We start from the raw sequence: 18,912 nt of genomic DNA, 5'->3' as shown, positions 1-18,912 counted from the left end.
CATGCGCACCGCAGCCTGGGAGCCCGGGGCCCCGACCGAGCCAGACCCCGATCCGACGAGCCGCGTCGACGAACTCGCCGGGTTCCTGCGCGACCGGCGGACGCTGGCGCTGACCGGCGCTGGGCTGTCGACGCCGTCGGGGATCCCGGACTACCGCAGTCCGGGCTCGCCGCCGCGCACGCCGATGACGATCCAGATGTTCCTCGGCTCGGCCGACTTCCGCCGCCACTACTGGGCGCGCAACCACCTCGGCTGGCAACACATGGACGCGGCCCGACCCAATGCGGCGCATCGCGCGCTGGCACGACTGGAGGCCGTCGGCGCGGTCACCGGCGTCGTCACGCAGAACGTCGACATGCTGCATGTGAAAGCCGGGTCGCGAAAGGTGCTGGACCTGCACGGATCGTACGGCCGCGTCATCTGCCTCGACTGCGGCCACCGGCTGTCCCGGCACGATCTGCACGGCCGGCTCGACGCCGCGAACCCCGGATTCGCCGAGCGGGTCGTCGGGCGCGGCGCGATCGAGGTCGCCCCCGACGCCGACGTGGTCCTCTCGGATACCGCCTCGTTCGTCGTCGTCGACTGCCCGATCTGCGGCGGAGTGCTCAAGCCCGACATCGTCTACTTCGGCGAGAGCGTGGCCAAGAACATCGTCGCCCGCGCCTTCGACATGGTCGATGAGGCGGATGCGCTCCTCGTCGCGGGTAGTTCGCTGACCGTCATGTCGGGGCTGCGCTTCGTCCGGCACGCCGCCAAGAACGGCAAGCCGGTGGCCATCGTCAACCGCGGTGCGACGCGCGGCGACGACCTTGCCGCCCTGAAGATCGACCATCAGTGCGAACTCATCCTCCCGGCGGCGGCACATCTCCTCGACGCGGCCACGACCGACCCGCTCCAACAGCAACCGACCTAGCGGACGGCCAGGACACCAACCCAACCGAGCCATACGCCCTATGCTCTGTGTTGCATAGCAACTAAGCGCACTGCTACCCTGCACCTATGGCGTTGGAGCACGCGATCATGGTCTCGCTGGCCGAGCGGCCGGGCACCGGATACGAGATCGCCCAGCAGTTCGACCGCTCGATCGGACATTTCTGGTCGGCGACCCACCAGCAGGTCTATCGCACGCTCAAGAAACTCCATGCCGACGGCCTCGTCGACTTCGAGCCGGTCATCCAGGACGGGCGGCCGGACAAGAAGGTCTACCAGCTCTCCGACGACGGCCGCGAAGCCCTCGCCAAATGGGTTGCCACGCCCACCCCGGTGACCCCCCTGCGCAACGAACTCGGCGTCAAGATCCGCGGGGCCGAGCACGGCGATCTCGCCGCGATCATCCTCGAACTCGAGCAGTATCGCGCCGACAGCCAACGACTCCTCGGCCTCTACGAGGGGTTCGCGGCCAAGGACTATCCCGACCCCGACACCCTCACCGGACGAAAACTGCACCAGCACCTCGTCCTGCGCGGCGGCATTCGAGCCGCGCACAGCGTCGTGCAATGGTGCGACGAGGTGATCGCCGGCCTCACCCGCGAACTACACGAACAACCAGCCCAGTAGCCCTCCCCTACACCGAAGGACCAGAAGTGACCTCTCCTACCACTCCGGCCAGCCGCAACCAGCACTACCCGCTGCTCTTCGAGCCACTGCAGATCAACGGCTTGACGCTGCCCAACCGCATCGTCATGGGATCCATGCACACCGGGCTCGAGGACCGTCTGTGGGATACCGACAAGCTGGCCGCCTACTACGCCGAGCGCGCCCGCGGCGGCGCCGGACTGATCATCACCGGCGGATTCGCCACCACCCGCACCGGACAGCTCCTGCCGTTCGCGGGCAAGATCACCAACCGCGTCGACGTCGCCCGCCACCGCAGGATCACCGACGAGGTGCACCGCAACGGCGGCCGCATCGCGATCCAACTGATCCACGCCGGCCGATACGGCTACACGCCGCTCAAGGTCGCCGCGGGCTCCGAGCCCTCGCCCATCCACCCGTTCAAGCACCTCAAGATGACCGAGCAGATCATCTGGCACGTCATCCGCACCTTCGGCCAGTCGGCGAAGCTCGCCGAGAAGGCCGGCTACGACGCGGTGGAGTTGATGGGCGGCGAGGGCTACCTGATCAACCAGTTCCTCTGCCCGCACACCAACGACCGGACCGACAAATGGGGTGGCTCGACGGAGAACCGGCAGCGCTTCCTCGTCGAGATCATCAAGGAGGTCCGCAAGCACGTCTCGGCCGACTTCCCGATCATCCTGCGCCAGTCCATCGCGGACTTCGTCAAGAACGGCCAGACCTGGGACGAGATCGCGCTCATGGCGCGTAAGGCCCAGGAACACGGTGTCGACGCCATCAACACCGACATCGGCTGGCACGAGGCCGGTATCCCGACGATCGTCACCTCGGTCCCCCGCGGCGCCTTCGTGAAGTTCACCGAGCGGCTGCGCGACGAGGTGTCGATCCCGCTGATCGCCTCCAACCGCATCAACACCCCCGACTTCGCCGAGGAGATCCTCGAACGCGGCCGCGTCGACGCGGTGTCGATGGCGCGCCCGATGCTCGCCGACCCCGACCTGCCGAACAAGGCGCGCGACGGCCGGGCCGACGAGATCAACACCTGCATCGGCTGCAACCAGGCGTGCCTCGACCACGCCTTCGTCGGCAAGAAGGTGTCCTGCCTGCTCAACCCCCGCGCCGGCCGGGAGACCACCCTCACCCTCGGCGCGACCCGCCGAGCGCGCCACGTCGCGGTCATCGGCGCCGGCCCGGCCGGACTCGCCGCCGCGGTCTCCGCCGCCCAGCGCGGCCACCGCGTCGAGTTGTTCGAAGCCGGCGAGTCCATCGGCGGACAGTTCTCCATCGCCGCCCGCATCCCGGGCAAGGAGGAGTTCAACGAGACCATCCGCTACTACACGCGCCAGCTGGAGATCAACAACGTCGCCGTCCACCTGGGCAAGCGCGTGAGCGCCGAGGAGATCCTCGACGGCAGCGCCAGCAACGCCAAGGGCGACAAGGCCAAGTTCGACGACGTCATCATCGCCACCGGCGTCACCCCGCGCATCCCCGACATCCCGGGTATCGACCACCCGATGGTCATGACCTACGCCGACGCGGTGCTCGGCCACCGGGAGATCGGCAAGCGGGTGGCGGTCATCGGCGCGGGCGGCATCGGCTTCGACGTCACCGAGTTCCTCACCGTCGACGAATCGCCGACCCTGAACCTCAAGGAGTGGGAGCAGGAGTGGGGTGTCTCGGAGGACCTGGGCGTCCCCGGCTTCGTCACCAAGCCGCGCCCGCTGCCGCCGGTCCGCGAGGTCTACATGGTCCAGCGCAAGCCGGGCCGACAGGGCAAGACCCTCGGTAAGACCACCGGCTGGGTGCACCGCGCGACGGTGAAGATGAAGCAGGTCGAGCAGATCTCCGCCGCCTCCTACGACTTGATCGACGACGCGGGGCTGCACATCACCCTGCACGACAAGGAGGGCAACCCCACCGACACGCGCGTGCTCGAGGTCGACAACGTAGTCGTCTGCGCCGGCCAGGAATCGGTGCGGGAACTCGTCGACCCGCTGACCGTCGCCGGAATCACCACCCACGTGATCGGTGGCGCCGACTTGGCGTCGGAACTCGACGCGAAGCGCGCCATCCGGCAGGGCACGGAGGTCGCCGCGGCGCTCCCCTGAGGGACGCCACTAGGATTGGCGGCATGGGTATACCAGCGCCGTCTCCGCAGTCGCGTGCCGTCGTCACCGGCGCCTCGTCGGGCATCGGCATGGCCCTGGCGCGGGAGTTGGCCGCACGCGGATACGGATTGATCATCGTCGCCCGTCGCGGCGAGATCCTCGAGAACCTCGCCGCGCAGCTGCGCGAGCAGCATGGCACGGCGGTCGAGGTGCGGGCCGTCGACCTGTCGGACCCCACGGCGGTCGCGGTGCTGTGCGGCGAATTGGCGCAGCGCGAGGTCTCCATCCTCGCCAACAACGCCGGTATCGCGACCTTCGGCCCGTTGGCCAAGCTCGATCCCGCCTACGAGCAGGCCCAGGTGCGGCTCAACGTCAACGCGGTACACGACCTGACGCTCGCCGTGCTGCCGCAGATGGTGGCGCGGCGCTCCGGCGGGATCCTCATGGTCGGCTCGGCGGCGGGCAACATGCCGATCCCGAACAACGCCACGTACGCGGCGAGCAAGGCCTTCGTGAACACGTTCAGCGAGTCGCTGCGCGGCGAGGTCGCCGACAGCGGGATCCACGTCACGCTGCTGGCCCCCGGCCCGGTCCGGGACGCGACGCCGAGTGCCGAGGAGGCGACCAACGTCGACGCGAACGTGCCGGACTTCCTCTGGCATGACACCACCTCCGTCGCGAGGATGACGCTGGACGCCCTGGGGCGCAACAAGATGCGCGTCGTGCCCGGTGCGCTCTCCAAGGCGATGTCGGTGGCCGGCGGCTACTCGCCGCGCAAGATCACCGCTCCCATCGTCGGCCGGTTCTACCGCAAACTCGGAGAGCAGCCGTCCGGGGATTAGGGTTAGCTCCGTGCAAGACAAACTGGTGTGGATCGACTGTGAGATGACCGGCCTGGACACCACGTCGGACAAACTCATCGAAATCGCGGCCCTGGTGACCGACGGCGACCTCAACATCCTGGGCGAGGGCGTGGACATCGTGATCCACGCCGACGACGAGGCGCTGGACAACATGCCCGACGTCGTCACCAAGATGCACGCTTCCTCCGGGCTCACCGAGGAGGTGCGGGCGTCGACGGTCACCATCGAGGAGGCGCAGCAGCAGGTCCTCGACTACCTGCGCAAACACACGTCGGCCGGGCAGGTCCCCCTGGCGGGCAACTCGATCGCCACCGACCGCGCTTTCCTGGCCCGCGACATGCCGGAGCTCAACGAATACCTCCACTACCGGATGGTCGACGTCAGCTCCATCAAGGAGTTGTGCCGGCGCTGGTACCCGAAGATCTACTTCGGGCAGCCGCCCAAGGGATTGGCCCACCGGGCGCTCGCCGACATCCGGGAGTCGATCCAGGAGCTGCGCTATTACCGCCGAGCCGTCTTCGTGGCCGATCCCGGCCCGGACACCGACGAGCTGGCCGCGATCGTCGAGCAGCTCGGCCCGGCCTGACCAGGAGTAACACGCCAACGCGTAACCGATTGGTCTTCGTCGCCGTCGACCCGCTAGAGTAGGACCCTGGCTCTGGACGACGGCGATCCCGCCGGCCAGCGCCGATGGTGGCTGTAGTTCAGTTGGTAGAGCACCAGGTTGTGATCCTGGCTGTCGCGGGTTCGAGTCCCGTCAGCCACCCCGACGACGGCGCCCGCCTGCACACGCAGGCGGGCGCCGTTTCATCTGTCGAGGGGCCCTCACTAGGCTGGCACCGTGGAGATCCAGGGACGGCGAATCCTCGTCACCGGCGCGTCCAGCGGGATCGGGCACGCGCTCGCCCTGGAGCTGGCGTCGCGCGGGGCACGACTCGCGGTCACCGCGCGCAGCGTCGACAAGCTCGAGGAATTGGCCGCCGCCACCGGCGCCGAGGTCTATCCGGCCGACCTCTCGATCCGCGGGGCGGCGGCCGATCTGGCCGCCCGCGTCGGTCCCGTCGACATCCTCGTCAACAATGCCGGTGCCGGACTCGCCGCACCCGTGGCGACGATCGGTGACGACGACGAGGCCCGCGCCGCCTTCGAACTCAACTATTGGAGCCCGCTCGCCCTGATCCACGCGTTGACGCCCCCGATGATCGTCAACGTCACCTCGCTGGCGCCGGTCACCCCGTGGCCGCTGTCCGGCGGATACGCCGCCGCCAAGGCGGCACTGTCGGTCGCCACCGAGACGCTGCGGATGGAGCTGCCCGACACCCAGGTCGTCGAGGTCGTCCCCGGTCCGGTGGATACCCCGGTGCAAGCCGAGGTGCGCCTGATCCCGGGTAGCGCCCGGGTTCTCGACAAGTTGCCGACGGGCAGCGCCGACCGATTGGCCCGGCGCATCGCGACGGCGATCGAGCGCGACCGCATCCGAGTCGTCTTCCCCCGGATCTACTACCCCGCGCTCGCCCTGCCCACCGTCGGCCGTCGAATCCTGCGGGTCCTGGCGCGCAACGTCCGCACCGACGACACGGTGTTCCGCACCGGCTCGCAGGGGGATGCGGCGTCGATCGCCGCGCGCGAGAGTTGGCGCCCGCGCCGCTGATCGCGATGGCCGCCCGAAAGTGACGTAGGCTCAGCGCGCAATCGGTCAACACCGCGAAATCTCACACCGAGGAGCCCCATGACCGCCGACACCGCCGTTGCCGGCACCCCTGCCCCGGACACCGGGATCATGGCCCTCCTCAAACGGGTCGGCCTCGCCAGCTGGGCACTGCTGGGCGTCATCGCCCTCGTCGTGGTCGCATCGCTGGGGGTGAGCGCGGTCAGCGGCATCCTGGTCCCGCTGGTCGTCGCGGTCATCCTCGGCATGGTTCTCGACCCGGTCGCCGGTTTCCTGCGCCACCGCGGTGTGCCGCCGACCGTCGCGACCGCGCTGACGCTGCTCCTGGCCGTACTGGTCCTCGCGGCGACGGCCACCGTCGTCATCCGCGGCTTCGTCGCGCAGGTGCCCGAGATCTCCCGGCAGCTGACCACCGGATGGAACTCCCTCGTCGAATGGGTGCGGCAACACGACCTCGACCCGGCTTGGCTGGAACGGGCGCGCACCGCGTTCGACGGCCATTCCGCCCAGCTCGGCCAGGGTGTGCTCGGCGTGGTGACGCACACCTTCTACGGCGCGGTCTCGCTGGTCATGGGGATCTTCTTCTCGGTGTTCTTCCTGTTCTTCACCCTGCGCGACGGGTACCGGTTCCCCGCCTGGATCGCGCGGGCCACCACGCTCGACGAGGAGACGGTCACCGAGATCGTCGGACTCTCGCGCGACTCGGTGCGCGGCTACTTCCGCGGTACCGCGCTCACCGCACTGCTCACGGCGCCGATCTTCATGGTGCCGCTGCTGATCCTGCGCGTCCCCCTGGCGATCCCCATCTTCATCCTCTACTTCTTCCTCTCGTTCATCCCCTTCCTGGGCGCCTGGATCACCGGGGTCTTCGCGGTGCTCATCGCCTTCGGCGCCGGCGGCCTGCCCGCGGCCCTGATCATCGGCGCCACCTTCGTCATCTCCAACGGAACCATCCAGAGCGCGGTCTCCTCCTGGGCGCTGGGCAACTCGCTACAGCTCCACCCGGTCTCGGTGCTGCTCGCGACGATCATCGGCGGCACCATCGCCGGGCTGCTCGGCATGGTCCTGGGTGCGCCGGTTCTCGCGGCCGCGATGAAATCGATCCGGGCACTGCGGCACCGCCGCGCGGCCGCCGTGACGTGAGCACCCGTTTCCAACACCGCGACACGGTTTCCAACACCATCTCGTGTTGGAAACCGTGTCGCGGTGTTGGAAAGCCTCAGGCCGATTCGACCAACGGGTAGACGCCGTTCTCGTCGTGGACCTCGGTGCCCACCACCGGCGGGTTGAAGACGCACATCATGCGCATCCGCGTCGACGCGGAGACGGTGTGCCGCTCATGCCCGTCGAGCAGGTACATCGACCCCGGAGCGAGGACGTGCACCTCGCCGGTCTCCCGGTTGGTGAGCAGCCCCTCCCCCTCGACCAGCCACACCGCTTCGACGTGGTTGGCGTAGTGGAACTCGTTGACGGTGCCCGCCTCGATGGTCGTCTCGTGGAAGGAGAAGCCGACGCCGTCGCCGGCGAGGACGATCCGTTTGGAACGCCAGTTGCCCTTCGGATCGGCGACGTCGCGCTCGGTCCCGGTGATGTCGCGGGTGGTGCGGACGATCATGCGGTCACCTCCCCGGCGAGGACGCTCGAGACCGCCTGCGCCAGGATCGCGAGGCCGACCTCCAGGTCGTCGACGCCGATCGTCAGCGGCGGCAACAGCTTGACCACCTCGTCGGAGGGGCCGGAGGTCTCGGTCAGCAGACCGGCGTCGAACGCGGCCGCACACACCTTGGCGGCGTCTTCGGGGTTGTCGAAGACGAGGCCGCGGACCATGCCGCGCCCGCGGTGCGACAGGCCGTCGTGCTTCTCGCACAGCTCGGTGAACGCGGTGGCGATGCGATCGCCCTTGGCGATCACCTCGCGGGCGAGCCGGTCGTCGGACCAGTATTCGCGCAACGCCGCGGTCGCGGTGATGAACGCCGGGTTGTTGCCGCGGAACGTGCCGTTGTGCTCCCCCGGCCCCCAGACGTCCAGGTCGGGCCGGATGAGGGTGAGCGCCATCGGCAGGCCGTAGCCGCCGATCGACTTGGACAGCGTCACGATGTCCGGCACGATGCCCGCCTCCTCGAAGGAGAAGAACGAGCCGGTGCGCCCGCAGCCCATCTGCACGTCGTCGACGATGAGCAGGATCTCGCGGCGGCGGCACAGCTCCTGCAGCGCGCGCAGCCACTGGGCACGTGCCACGTTGACGCCGCCCTCGCCCTGCACGGTCTCGACGATCACCGCCGCCGGCCGGTTCAGCCCGCTGCCCGAGTCGTCGAGGACCCGCTCAAACCAGCCGAAGTCCTCGGTGACGCCGCCGAAGTAGTTGTCGAAGGGCATCGGTGTCGCATGGACCAGCGGGATGCCGGCCCCGGCGCGTTTCATGGAGTTGCCGGTCACCGAGAGCGAGCCAAGCGTCATGCCGTGGAAGGCGTTGGTGAAGCTGATGATCGACTCGCGACCGGTCACCTTGCGGGCCAGCTTGAGGGCGGACTCGACGGCGTTCGTCCCGGTCGGGCCGGGGAACTGCACCTTGTAGTCCAGGCCGCGCGGCTCCAGGATCAGCTCGTGGAAGGCCTGCAGGAACTCTCCCTTGGCCTCGGTGTACATGTCCAACGCGTGGGTGATCCCGTCGCGGGCGAGGTACTCCATCAGCGGGCCTTTGAGGGCCGGGTTGTTGTGGCCGTAGTTGAGCGCACCGGCGCCGGCGAAGAAGTCCAGGTAGCGCTTGCCGTCGACGTCGGTCAGCCAGACGCCCTTGGCGCGGCTGAACACCGTCGGCCAGTTGCGGCAATAGCTGCGGACTTCGGATTCATGCTCGGTGAACACTTGCTCGGTCACCGGATTCGACAGGATTTGCATCGAAAATTCCTCTTTCGGTTTCGTATCAACACTGGTTTCGTAGCTGTGGCGGTCCCCGTCCGCCGAAGTGACTATGGGGCGAGGACGTAGAGATCCTCGGGTTCGTGGGCGCCGCCGAGATCCGCCGCCGCGAACAGCGGTCGGCGCGACAGGCTGAGTCCGCGCCGCTGCGCGACGGAGGCGAAGAGGCGCTGCGACGCGTCGTTGTCGGGGCTGATCGTGGTGTGCAGCGCGCGGCACCCGGAATCGGCGACCGCGTCGAGGAGGCCGTGCAGCATCCGCGCCCCGATCCCCCGGCCGCGGAACCTCTCGTCGACGGCCACCTGCCACACCATGAGGATCGACGGGTCGTCGGGTTTGCGATAGCCGGTGACGAAGCCGGCGAACTCGCCGTCGACCTCGGCGACGACCGATGTCGCCGCGAAGTCGTGACACCACAGCACATAGGCGTACAGGGTGTTGGCGTCGAGGACGCCGGTGGCTTCGGCGAGGCGGTGCATCGCCGCACCATCGGAGATCCGCGGTGACCGCAAGGTCACCGTCTCGCTATTCGTGGTCGCGCTTGTCTGTGACAGCCTCATACCTGTCTCCGACCGTAACCACCGACCGGGACCTTAGTCACGCCCGATCGAAAATCGGTCATCCCAGATGGCGCCTTGCCACTGCTCAGCCCATGGGTATGACTTACCTCACATCAGCCCAACGGCTCCTCGACCCGCTCGCAGGGCACCGGACGCGGGCGGGCGGGCTCCAGGGCGTTGAGCACCAGTGCCGCCGAGCGCCGCGACGCGACGAGGGCGGCATGCCCGGAGTGGTCGATCGGGCACCCGTCCTGCACGACGGTATTGCGCACCGACGTCCCTGGCGGGCCGGGGAGGATCCCGGCCGTATAGGGGGTGACGATCTCGTCGTCGCGCGTCACGATGTTGGTATAGCGGACCCCGCTCAGGTACGGCGTCGGTCGCCGGACCGCGGCGTTGAAAGACGCGTCCGCCGGCGGATCCGCGCAGGTCGCACAGGGTGGGCGCGTCGGTTCCGGGATTCCCAACCCCCGCCGGAAGGCGGCGATGGCCTCCCCGCGGGCATCGTCGTCGTCGGGACCCTGGCGCCAATAGGGCGCCAGTGACACATAGGCGCCGACCTTTCCCCGGCCGCCGAGGTACTTCATCCAATAGGTCGGGATCTCGGTTCCCAGCGAATGCCCGACGATGTCGACCTGCGCGGCCCCGGTGGCGCGCAGCACCCGGTCGAGGAAGGCCTTGAGGTCCCACGCACTGTCCGGCTTGGGACCGAGCCCACCGAGCGCCGAGGCCGGCCACACGGTCGACATCGCCCCGTAGGTCGGCGCGAAGACGCAGTAGCCGGCGTTGACGAGGACGGGCGCCAGGGTTCCCCAATTCGTCTGCCCACCGCCCCCGCTGCCATGGACGAGGACCACCGGGCGCGGATGACGTTCGCCCGGGCGGCAACCGAAGTCGTTGGTCCCGGGTAGCGATCCACCGGGATGCGCCAATTCGGCGCGGATCCCGCTGGCAAAGGAATAGTCGACGGGCAGCGTCGGGCGTGCCGAGGCCGGGCCGACGCCCTGGGCCGATCCGAGCGCCAGGATCAGACAGCCCAGCCCGACAGCCAGCGAACCGCGACGCGACGCACCCACGGCCTCAGCCGACCTTCCGGTACTTCTTGTGCATCGCCTGTTTCGAGACGCCCAGGAGCAATCCGATCTCCGCCCAGGACATGCCGGCCAGGCGCGCGCGGCGCACGGCGACCTCCTCGGCCCGTGCGACCTCCTGGCGCAACCCGGCGACGCGGGCCAGCGCCTCGATCGGCGTCTCGCCGTCGTCGTTCCCCACTGCTGTCCTCATGCGCTCCAGCATGCACACACCACCGCTGTTCGTCAACCTATGTTGACGAACAGCGGTGGTGACGCGATCAGTTCTGCGGTGCGTCCCCGGTGATCTCGCAGACCCACATGTTGGAACTGTCGCTCCAGATGTAGTGGCCCGGAGCCCCACTCTGATCCGTGCACGGCTTACCGCCCGGATCGTCGTCGCGCCCCTGCGGCTGCTGCGGCTGCGGCTTTGGGGCCGGCGCCGGCGGCTGCTGCGGTGCGTCCCCGGTGATCTCGCAGACCCACATGTTGGAACTGTCGCTCCAGATGTAGTGGCCCGGAGCCCCACTCTGGTTCGTACACGGCTTACCGCCCGGATCGTCGTCGCGCCCTTGCGGTTTCGGCGCGGGCGCCGGATTGCCGGGTGCCACCGGTGCGGGCACCGGCGCCTCGGCCGGCGATGTCGGCACCGACGACGGCGTGCTCGGCGGCGCCGAACTCGACGTCGGCGAGTCGTTGCCCGACGTCCCGCAGGCCCCCAGGACCAGGACCGCCGCGGCCATCGGGACGACGGCCATCCACCTCGTTGATCGGAATCCCATGCTGTGCTCTCCCATCACCCGGTCAGTCAGCTACCGAACGGCGGCGGGGGCGGCGCCTTCTTCTTGTACTTCGGGGCGTTGCGCACATCGATGTTGCAATACCAGTAGTTCCCCGTGTTGCTCCACATGTAGTGGCCACGGGCGCCGTCCTGGTTCTGACAGGGCTTGCCACCGGGGTCGCCGCTCTGCGGGGCCGCGGCCGCGACGGCGCCGCCCATCCCCAGCGCGAGCGCCACCAGCGGCACGGCGGCCGCCACCTTGTACCGTGCGGTCATTTCGATCACCTCTCCACGACGGGTTCGCACCGACGATGCGAACTCTGGCCGAAGCATAGCGAGGTATAGGCAATCCTGTATCGGCATTACAGGAAGCTGCAAACAGCGCGCGGGCTCAGTACACCTTGGCGTGCATGAGGCTGACGTTGTAGGTCGACCACTGGCTGAGCGTGAAGTACAGATCGCTCCCGGTGGACCACGGATGGATGAACCCGCCGTAGAGCTGGGACCGCTGGCCGGAATCGACCAGTTTGGCCGGTGCCGACCACGCCCCCTGCGGCTCGCGGGCGGTCCGCATGACGATCGCGCCCTGGGCCACGTCGAGGTAGGTCATCTCCCAGCGCTTGGTCGACGCGTTGTAGCGCACCGAGAGCTCCCCGGTGGGTCCGCCGAAGAGGACCGACGCGGCATTGCCGTCGCGCGAGGGCACCCAGCGGCCGTCGCGCCAATACTGGTAGGCGGTCTTGTTGAGCACGTCCTCCTTGCGCACCCGGGCCAGGCCGAGCGAGCCGAGTCGCGAGTTGGGCGTCCCGAACATGTACACGTAGTCGCCCTCGGGGACCATCGAGGCCACCTGGAACTGCGAGGTGCCGAAGACGTTGTCCCAACGCAGGTACGGATCGCGCGTCCAGGTCGAACCGTTGTCGTCGGAATAGGCCAGGCCACCGTAGTTGGTCAGCCAGACGCCCGGGATCGGTCCCCACGCACGGATCGACATGTAGGTCATGAACTGCCGGTCGCCGATGGCGAAGCCCGACGTGGGGATCGTCGTCAGCTCGTAGTAGTTGATGTGGCGGGCGTCGACGACCTGCACCGCATGGCAGCGGCTGTCCTGGATCATCGTGTCGATCGACATCCCCTTGGCCAGCTGCCTGTCGGAGCTGAAGCCGATGATGTTGCTGCGCCAGTCTCCGCCGTTGGCACCCGGCGGGTTGAAGCCCTTGCCGAAGGTGTCGCCGAACGCGATGGCGATCTGACCGGGCCGCGACTCCCACATGATGCCCAGGTCGGTGCCCATCACCTGCCACCGCTTGTCGGTCCGACTCGTCGAACCCTTGCCGGTCAGCGTCGACACCCAGCGCACCCACCGCACCCGCGGGGTGTGCGGCGCGCGCGCCAGCGGAGCGGCGTCGGCCCCGGGGTGAACCGCGGGAGGCGGCGGCGGGATCGACGGCGGATTCGGATTCGGCACCGGATACGGGATGTCGATCGGCTTGAGCTTGAAGGTGAGCTTCGGCGCGGCGAGGCTGCCCAACGAGCCGGTGGCCCCCGGCGCCGGCTTCTTCGGATTGGTGAGATCCGGGCACGGGTCGACGCAGCGCTTGTCCCGCTTCGGCGGCTGCTGCGACTCGATGCGCACCGGCTTCTGTTTCGGCCCCGGCTCGGGAACCGGGCGCAACCGCGGATACGGGAGTTCGAACCGGAACTCCGGCGGGAGCAGCGCACCCGGCCGCCCCGGCCGGGGTTTCACCGGCAGATCGTTGACGCAGCCCGAACTGGGCAACGCACGCGCCGCGACGACGCTACCGGGCGCGACCAGGGTCGCGACGAGCCCCGCAGTCACACCGAACAGCAGCAAGCGCGGTATCGAACCAGCCATGGATCCCTAGAGTAGCGGGTCGGTTCCGGGCACTGACCAGCGACGCGGGGCCGAAACGCAACCGTGACGCCGCGTGATCACAACGACCGTGATCACAACGACCGCGCGATGATCTCCTTCATGATCTCGTTCGTGCCGGCGTAGATCTTCTGCACGCGGTTGTCGGCCCACATGCGCGCGATCGGGTACTCGTTCATGTAGCCGTAGCCGCCGAACAGCTGCAGGCACTCGTCGGCGACGACCTGCGAGCGGTCGCTGGTCCACCATTTCGCCATCGCCACGGTCGGGATGTCGAGTTCGCCCTTGATGTGCTTGACGATGCAGTCGTCGACGAACACCCGCCCGATCTTGGCCTCCGTGGCGCACTCGGCGAGCTTGAACTTCGTGTTCTGAAAGGAGAACACCGGCCGGCCGAAGGCCTCGCGCTCCTTGGTGTAGGCCAGCGTCTGCTCGATGGCCGCCTCCATGCCGGCCACCGAGGTGACCGCGATGATGAGGCGCTCCTGCGGCAGCTGCTGCATCAGCTGGATGAAGCCCTGCCCCTCCTCGGTGCCGAGCAGGTTCGACTGCGGCACGCGCACGCCCTCGAAGTTCAATTCCGAGGTGTCCTGGCCGCGCTGACCGATCTTGTCCAGGACGCGCCCGCGGCTGAAGCCCTCGCGGTCGGCCTCGACGAGGATCAACGAGATGCCCTTGGCGCCCTCGTTGGGGTCGGTCTTGGCGACCACGATGATCAGGTCGGCCTGTCCGCCGTTGGTGATGAAGGTCTTCGACCCGTCGATCACGTAGTCGTCGCCATCCTTGATGGCCTTGGTCTTCACGCTCTGGAGGTCCGAGCCGGTGCCGGGCTCGGTCATCGCGATGGCTCCGACGACCTCGCCGGAGGCCATCTTCGGCAGCCACTTGCGCTTCTGGTCCTCCGAGCCGTACGCCAGCAGGTAGTGGGCGACGATTCCGTTGTGCAGGCTCACGCCCCACGACGAATCGGCGATGCGCGACTGCTCCTCCATCAGGACGGCCTCGTGCGCGAAGGTGCCGCCACCGCCGCCGTACTCCTCGGGGATCGACATGCACAGCAGACCGACCTCGCCGGCCTTGTTCCACAGGTCGCGGTCGACGTGGTGCTGCTCGCGGAACTTCTCGCCGTTGGGCTCGATTTCCTTCTCGCAGAAGGCGCGGGCCATCTCGCGGAGGGCGCGCAGTTCATCATTGGACCAGGGGGAATTATCAGCCATGCGGGTGATCGTAACACCGCCCGATGTCAAGGTTTTCCCGGCCCCGTCGGGCTACGCGTTACCGCGCTTCCACCGCTCCCAGGGGATGTTCCAGTCGCCCAGGCCGTCGGTTCCGGAGAGCCGCGGACCCTGCGTGTTGAGCACGGTCACCGGGTCGCCGCGCAGCGTGTTGTTCATGACCCACAACGCGTCGTCGGGGCTCAGGTTGAGGCAGCCGTGGCTGGTGTTCGTGTTGCCCTGCGCCCACACCGACCACGGGGCCGAGTGGAAGTAGATGCCGCTGTAGGACATCTGGGTCGCGTAGTCGACGGGCGTGCGGTAGCCGTCCGCCGAGTTGATGGGCACGCCGTAGGTCGAGGAGTCCATCACCAGGTGCGCGTGCTTGTCCCCGACGATGTAGATGCCGTTGTCGGTCGGGGTGCCGGGCTTGCCCATCGAGGTCGGCATCTTGCGGATGACCTTGCCGTCGCGCTCGAAGCTGACGATCTTGGTCTTGTCGTCGGCGGTGATGAGCATCTGCCGGCCGACGGTGAAGTTCGACCGGACGTTCTTCTGACCGAACACCCCGTCGCCGAGGTCGAGTCCGTAGACGTTGACGTCGACGCTCACCTTGGTGCCCGACTTCCAGAACTCCTTGGGACGCCACCGGAGGTCCTGCGGGGAGATCCAATAGAAGGCGCCCTCGGTCTTCGGCTCGGTCTTGATGGCGATGGCGTCCTGGACGACCTTGCGGTTGGTGATCGGCTCGTCGAACTTCACCGAGATGGGCTGGCCGACGCCGACGACCTCGCCGTTGCGCGGGACGAGGTAGGGCATGGCGAAGTTGTTGGGCGAGCGCGTGGTGAAGGAGCGCTGCAGATCCGCCGTGCCGCCGACGCCCTCGGCCTGGGCCGCGAGCGTGTACCGGCTGCCGAACTCCATCGGGGACTTGCTGGTCCACGTGGCGCCGTCGGGGCTGAGTTCGCCCGCGACGGTCCGGTCCCCGTTCTTCACCGTCACCGAGGTCAGCGAGCCCTGGGTCGCCTTCACGGTGACCGGGGCACCCGGCTGCACGCCGATGGCCCCCTCCTTGAGCGGGGCGTCACCGTATTCGGTGGCCGTCAGTTCGGGCGCTGCCATGTCGTCGAACTGCGACGAATCGTTGACCTTGTCCGAATAGGTCGGCGCCTTGGTGCACGACGTGACCGAGCCCAACAGGGCGATCAACGCGGCGACGACGACAAGCGGCAAGCGCCGGGGACTGCGGACGAGACCACGCGGGTAACCCATCGTTCTCCAACCATCGAAACGGGCGATTTGAGCGCGCGCCACCGCCCCCGGTGCGGACATCGGGTGGCGCAAGCGCGATTTCCGCCTATTGTAGGCGAATAATCCATTTCGGACATATCCGGTGTCGGTGAGCCGCCCGACAAGAGAAATCCCCCCTCATCGTCATCGATGAGAGGGGATTCTGGTGCGCCATCAGGGACTCGAACCCCGAACCCGCTGATTAAGAGTCAGCTGCTCTGCCAATTGAGCTAATGGCGCTCGCGAAGCGACTCCAAGACATTATCACTGCCGGTACCGCGTCGCGAAATCCGCTGGTGGCGGACGGTTTTCACGTCAGGAGGTGGCGTTACCCTTCTTCCACCGCTCCCACGGGACATTCCAGTCGCCCAGCCCGTCGTCGCCCGGGAGGGGCGGCCCGACGGTGTTCTTGACGATGATCAAATCGCCGCGCTTGGCGTTCTGCATGAACCACAGCGCGTTGTCCGGGCTCACGTTCAAACAGCCGTTGCTGACATCGGTGTTGCCCTGGTCCCCCAGCGACCACGGCGCGGAGTGCACGTAGATGCCGCTGAACGAGATACGCGAGGCGCTGTACACGACCTCCTTGTACCCGGCGGGCGAATTCACCGGGACGCCGTAGGTCGAGGAGTCCATGATCACGCTGGGCACGCGCTCGGCCACCATGTAGACGCCGGTGTTGGTCGGCGTGGAGTCCTTGCCCATCGACGTCGGCATCGACTTGACCAGCTTGCCGTCGACGAAGATGTTGAGGATCTTCGTCTTGTCGTCGGCGATGCCGATGAGACGGCGCCCGACGGTGAAGTGCGACGCCAGGTTGTTGGCGCCGTAGACCCCGTCACCGAGGTCGATGCCCTTCGTCTTCACCTGGAAGGACACCTTGGTGCCCGGCTTCCAGAAGTCCTTGGGCCGCCACCGCACCATCGACTCGTTGATCCAGTAGAACGCCCCCTCGACCGGCGGGTCGGTGGTGACGGTGATGGCGCGCTGGGCGTTGAGCTTATTGGAGACCGGGGCGTCGAAGTTGATCCCGACCGTCTGCCCGACGCCGACGCTCTCGCCGTCGGCGGTCGTCGTCGACGCGTCGGCCAGGCTCGACGCCGAGCTGGTCGCGAAACCGACCTTCTCGGCGCTCTCGCCGGCCACGCCGTGGGCGTTCGCGGTCACCGTGTACTTCGACCCGTAGGACAGGGTCGCGGTCGACTGCCACTGCAGACCGTCGTCGCTCAGCTTGCCGGGCACCGGGCCGTTGGGCCCGACGACGTTCACGTCGGAGATCTGACCGTCGCGGGCGCTGACCGTGATGGGCGCGCCGGGCATGATCCCGACCGCCTGGTCCTTGAGCGGCTTGTTCTGCCACCCGGTCACCGTCAGCTGCGGACGCGCCTCGTTCTGGAAGTTCTCGGCCTTGCCGACCTGGTCGGAGTAGCTGGGGCTCTTGGTGCAGCTCACCGTGCCGAGGCCCACCGTGAAGGCGAGCGCGACGACGGCGGCCGATGTGGTCGCGCGGCTCACCGGCGGCGCAACTTGCGAACGAGCAGCCAGCCGGCGAAGACACCCAGACCGGCCAGGCCGTACTTGACGGCCGGCTTGTTGATCGTCTCGACGGCGCGCTGCTTGGCGTCGTCGGCGATCCGCTGGGGGTTCGCCCGGTCGGCGAGTTGATCGAGGGTGGCCGCGAGATCTTCTCGGGCCTGAGCAATCTCTTGCTCAATACGCTCGGTGTTGTCGGCCACTGACGGCACTCCTTGAAACGATGGTCGGACACTCGGTGATCCAGCTTACTCTGCGTTGACCACCGCATTCGAATTCATCCGATAGCCTGACCCATATGTCTGATTCCACCACTCGACTAGCCGTCGGAGACCCCGCTCCGGCCTTCACCCTGCCCGACCAGAACGGCAATCCGGTATCCCTCTCGGACTACGCCGGGCGCCGGGTGATCGTGTACTTCTACCCCGCCGCGATGACCCCGGGATGCACCAAACAGGCCTGCGATTTCCGCGACAACCTCGCGGATCTGGGCTCCTCCGGCCTCGACGTCGTCGGCATCTCACCGGACAAGCCGGAGAAGCTGGCGAAGTTCGCGCAGGCCGACGGGCTGACCTTCCCGCTGCTGTCCGACCCGGACAAGAAGGTCCTGGCGCAGTGGGGCGCGTTCGGCGAGAAGAAGCTGTACGGCAAGACGGTGACCGGTGTCATCCGGTCGACCTTCGTCGTCGGGGCCGACGGTCGCATCGAGGTGGCCCAGTACAACGTCCGGGCCACCGGGCACGTCGCGAAGCTGCGCCGCGACCTCGGCGTCTAAAATTCAGCGGTGGCCGATCTCCCCGCGACGCGGCCGCTCGTCCCCCGTCGCCGTCCGACGCAGGAACGCAGCCGCCGCAAGTTCGAGACGATGCTCGCGGTTGCCCGCGACCTGTTGACCGACGTCGGGTTCGAGTCGATGACCTGCGAGGAGATCGCGGCCCGATCTGACGTGCCGATCGGCACCCTGTACCAGTTCTTCGCCAACAAGTACGTCATCGTGTGCGAGTTGGACCGGCAGGACACCGTCGGGGTCCAGGCCGAGTTGGCCGAGTTGGGTTCGGCCATCCCGTCGTTGGATTGGCCGAACCTGCTCGAACGCTTCCTGGATCATCTCGCCGCGCTGTGGCAGCACGATCCGTCCCGACGCGCGGTCTGGCTGGCCGTGCAATCCACCCCCGCCACGCGTGCGACGGCGGCCCTCAACGAGCAGGCGCTCGCCGAGCAGGTGGAGCACATCCTCGCGCCGCTGACCCCGCACCAGCGCGAGCGCCGCAAGACCATGGCCCGACTGCTCGTCCACACCGCCTACTCGGCGCTGAGCTTCTCGGTGCAGGACGGTCAGGACCGCGCCGCCGTCGTCGCCGAACTCAAGCGCATGCTCGGCGGCTACCTGCTGCGCGAGCAGGACAAGCTCGACTCCTGACGGTTCACCCGACGGC

At 68.0% G+C, this 18,912-nt stretch carries 21 protein-coding genes and 2 tRNA genes; 10 read left to right on the top strand and 13 right to left on the bottom strand.

Annotated elements, in window-relative coordinates:
- Position 1: 1 nt before the first annotated feature.
- The 8 genes from HUN08_RS06660 (at position 2) to HUN08_RS06625 (ending at position 7,358) form a co-directional block, all read left to right on the top strand.
- Complete coding sequence (locus HUN08_RS06660; RefSeq protein ID WP_124248392.1) at positions 2-913, top strand: NAD-dependent protein deacetylase; 912 nt, start codon at positions 2-4, stop codon at positions 911-913.
- 86 nt (positions 914-999) lie between these two features.
- Positions 1,000-1,557, top strand: coding sequence for a PadR family transcriptional regulator (locus tag HUN08_RS06655; protein WP_124248391.1), 558 nt, complete (start codon positions 1,000-1,002; stop codon positions 1,555-1,557).
- Between the two features lie 26 nt (positions 1,558-1,583).
- Positions 1,584-3,683 (top strand): FAD-dependent oxidoreductase, encoded by a 2,100-nt coding sequence (locus HUN08_RS06650; RefSeq protein WP_124248390.1) that lies wholly within the window; start codon positions 1,584-1,586, stop codon positions 3,681-3,683.
- A 23-nt stretch (positions 3,684-3,706) separates the two neighbouring features.
- The gene (gene cmrA / locus HUN08_RS06645) at positions 3,707-4,525 is read left to right on the top strand and encodes a mycolate reductase (RefSeq protein ID WP_124248389.1); all 819 of its coding nucleotides are present in this window, start codon (positions 3,707-3,709) and stop codon (positions 4,523-4,525) included.
- Between the two features lie 10 nt (positions 4,526-4,535).
- A complete protein-coding gene (orn, locus tag HUN08_RS06640) occupies positions 4,536-5,132 on the top strand; it encodes an oligoribonuclease (RefSeq protein WP_124248388.1) in 597 nt (198 codons plus the stop codon).
- 107 nt (positions 5,133-5,239) lie between these two features.
- Positions 5,240-5,312, top strand: a tRNA-His gene (locus HUN08_RS06635).
- A 75-nt stretch (positions 5,313-5,387) separates the two neighbouring features.
- Entirely contained in the window at positions 5,388-6,197 is an 810-nt protein-coding gene (locus HUN08_RS06630) for an SDR family oxidoreductase (RefSeq protein ID WP_124248387.1), read from the top strand.
- Positions 6,198-6,275: 78 nt separating this feature from the next.
- Positions 6,276-7,358, top strand: a complete 1,083-nt coding sequence (locus tag HUN08_RS06625; protein ID WP_124248386.1) for an AI-2E family transporter — start codon at positions 6,276-6,278, stop codon at positions 7,356-7,358.
- A gap of 76 nt (positions 7,359-7,434) precedes the next feature.
- Here the strand turns inward: HUN08_RS06625 and HUN08_RS06620 are convergent, their stop codons facing one another.
- The 13 genes from HUN08_RS06620 to HUN08_RS06560 form a co-directional block, all read right to left on the bottom strand.
- Positions 7,435-7,830, bottom strand: coding sequence for an ectoine synthase (locus tag HUN08_RS06620; protein WP_124248385.1), 396 nt, complete (start codon positions 7,828-7,830; stop codon positions 7,435-7,437).
- The gene (gene ectB / locus HUN08_RS06615) at positions 7,827-9,113 is read right to left on the bottom strand and encodes a diaminobutyrate--2-oxoglutarate transaminase (RefSeq protein ID WP_124248384.1); all 1,287 of its coding nucleotides are present in this window, start codon (positions 9,111-9,113) and stop codon (positions 7,827-7,829) included. Before ectB ends, HUN08_RS06620 begins: the two co-directional genes overlap by 4 nt.
- A 71-nt stretch (positions 9,114-9,184) precedes the next feature.
- Entirely contained in the window at positions 9,185-9,694 is a 510-nt protein-coding gene (gene ectA / locus HUN08_RS06610; RefSeq protein WP_124248383.1) for a diaminobutyrate acetyltransferase, read from the bottom strand.
- A gap of 113 nt (positions 9,695-9,807) precedes the next feature.
- Positions 9,808-10,725 (bottom strand): alpha/beta fold hydrolase, encoded by a 918-nt coding sequence (locus HUN08_RS06605; protein WP_301546976.1) that lies wholly within the window; start codon positions 10,723-10,725, stop codon positions 9,808-9,810.
- 49 nt (positions 10,726-10,774) lie between these two features.
- Positions 10,775-10,978 (bottom strand): hypothetical protein, encoded by a 204-nt coding sequence (locus tag HUN08_RS06600; protein WP_124248381.1) that lies wholly within the window; start codon positions 10,976-10,978, stop codon positions 10,775-10,777.
- A 67-nt stretch (positions 10,979-11,045) separates the two neighbouring features.
- Positions 11,046-11,546, bottom strand: a complete 501-nt coding sequence (locus tag HUN08_RS06595; protein ID WP_124248380.1) for a hypothetical protein — start codon at positions 11,544-11,546, stop codon at positions 11,046-11,048.
- 26 nt (positions 11,547-11,572) lie between these two features.
- Positions 11,573-11,821 carry a hypothetical protein gene (locus HUN08_RS06590; RefSeq protein ID WP_124248379.1) on the bottom strand — a complete coding sequence of 83 codons (249 nt, stop codon included), beginning with the start codon at positions 11,819-11,821 and terminating at the stop codon, positions 11,573-11,575.
- Between the two features lie 115 nt (positions 11,822-11,936).
- Positions 11,937-13,421, bottom strand: a complete 1,485-nt coding sequence (locus HUN08_RS06585; RefSeq protein ID WP_124248378.1) for a DUF4185 domain-containing protein — start codon at positions 13,419-13,421, stop codon at positions 11,937-11,939.
- Between the two features lie 92 nt (positions 13,422-13,513).
- Positions 13,514-14,656 (bottom strand): acyl-CoA dehydrogenase family protein, encoded by a 1,143-nt coding sequence (locus HUN08_RS06580; protein ID WP_124248377.1) that lies wholly within the window; start codon positions 14,654-14,656, stop codon positions 13,514-13,516.
- A 51-nt stretch (positions 14,657-14,707) separates the two neighbouring features.
- A complete protein-coding gene (locus tag HUN08_RS06575) occupies positions 14,708-15,925 on the bottom strand; it encodes an Ig-like domain-containing protein (RefSeq protein ID WP_124248376.1) in 1,218 nt (405 codons plus the stop codon).
- A 182-nt stretch (positions 15,926-16,107) separates the two neighbouring features.
- Positions 16,108-16,183: transfer RNA gene (locus HUN08_RS06570), tRNA-Lys, on the bottom strand.
- 75 nt (positions 16,184-16,258) lie between these two features.
- Positions 16,259-17,458, bottom strand: coding sequence for an Ig-like domain-containing protein (locus HUN08_RS06565; RefSeq protein ID WP_174900889.1), 1,200 nt, complete (start codon positions 17,456-17,458; stop codon positions 16,259-16,261).
- Positions 17,455-17,679: a DUF3618 domain-containing protein gene (locus HUN08_RS06560; RefSeq protein WP_124248375.1), complete on the bottom strand. Its 225-nt coding sequence runs from the start codon at positions 17,677-17,679 to the stop codon at positions 17,455-17,457. The genes HUN08_RS06565 and HUN08_RS06560 overlap by 4 nt, the downstream gene beginning before the upstream one ends.
- 95 nt (positions 17,680-17,774) lie before the next feature.
- Here HUN08_RS06560 and bcp point away from each other — a divergent pair, with 95 nt between their 5' ends.
- Positions 17,775-18,251 carry a thioredoxin-dependent thiol peroxidase gene (gene bcp, locus HUN08_RS06555; protein WP_124248374.1) on the top strand — a complete coding sequence of 159 codons (477 nt, stop codon included), beginning with the start codon at positions 17,775-17,777 and terminating at the stop codon, positions 18,249-18,251.
- Between the two features lie 9 nt (positions 18,252-18,260).
- Positions 18,261-18,896 carry a TetR/AcrR family transcriptional regulator gene (locus tag HUN08_RS06550; RefSeq protein ID WP_124248373.1) on the top strand — a complete coding sequence of 212 codons (636 nt, stop codon included), beginning with the start codon at positions 18,261-18,263 and terminating at the stop codon, positions 18,894-18,896.
- Positions 18,897-18,912: the final 16 nt, after the last annotated feature.

The organism is Gordonia sp. X0973, from assembly GCF_013348785.1.
GTDB lineage: Bacteria > Actinomycetota > Actinomycetes > Mycobacteriales > Mycobacteriaceae > Gordonia.
The sequence above is the reverse complement of the archived record's forward strand: the minus strand, read 5'-3'. Positions and strand labels throughout refer to the sequence as shown.

Bases quoted from the DNA above. Each gene is read 5' to 3' on its own strand.
- HUN08_RS06660 (WP_124248392.1), top strand. From the start codon at position 2: ATGCGCACCGCAGCCTGGGAGCCCGGGGCCCCGACCGAGCCAGACCCC.
- HUN08_RS06655 (WP_124248391.1), top strand. From the start codon at position 1,000: ATGGCGTTGGAGCACGCGATCATGGTCTCGCTGGCCGAGCGGCCGGGC.
- cmrA (WP_124248389.1), top strand. From the start codon at position 3,707: ATGGGTATACCAGCGCCGTCTCCGCAGTCGCGTGCCGTCGTCACCGGC.
- HUN08_RS06625 (WP_124248386.1), top strand. From the start codon at position 6,276: ATGACCGCCGACACCGCCGTTGCCGGCACCCCTGCCCCGGACACCGGG.
- HUN08_RS06620 (WP_124248385.1), bottom strand. From the start codon at position 7,830: ATGATCGTCCGCACCACCCGCGACATCACCGGGACCGAGCGCGACGTC.
- ectB (WP_124248384.1), bottom strand. From the start codon at position 9,113: ATGCAAATCCTGTCGAATCCGGTGACCGAGCAAGTGTTCACCGAGCAT.
- ectA (WP_124248383.1), bottom strand. From the start codon at position 9,694: ATGAGGCTGTCACAGACAAGCGCGACCACGAATAGCGAGACGGTGACC.
- HUN08_RS06600 (WP_124248381.1), bottom strand. From the start codon at position 10,978: ATGAGGACAGCAGTGGGGAACGACGACGGCGAGACGCCGATCGAGGCG.
- HUN08_RS06595 (WP_124248380.1), bottom strand. From the start codon at position 11,546: ATGGGATTCCGATCAACGAGGTGGATGGCCGTCGTCCCGATGGCCGCG.
- HUN08_RS06590 (WP_124248379.1), bottom strand. From the start codon at position 11,821: ATGACCGCACGGTACAAGGTGGCGGCCGCCGTGCCGCTGGTGGCGCTC.
- HUN08_RS06585 (WP_124248378.1), bottom strand. From the start codon at position 13,421: ATGGCTGGTTCGATACCGCGCTTGCTGCTGTTCGGTGTGACTGCGGGG.
- HUN08_RS06580 (WP_124248377.1), bottom strand. From the start codon at position 14,656: ATGGCTGATAATTCCCCCTGGTCCAATGATGAACTGCGCGCCCTCCGC.
- HUN08_RS06575 (WP_124248376.1), bottom strand. From the start codon at position 15,925: ATGGGTTACCCGCGTGGTCTCGTCCGCAGTCCCCGGCGCTTGCCGCTT.
- bcp (WP_124248374.1), top strand. From the start codon at position 17,775: ATGTCTGATTCCACCACTCGACTAGCCGTCGGAGACCCCGCTCCGGCC.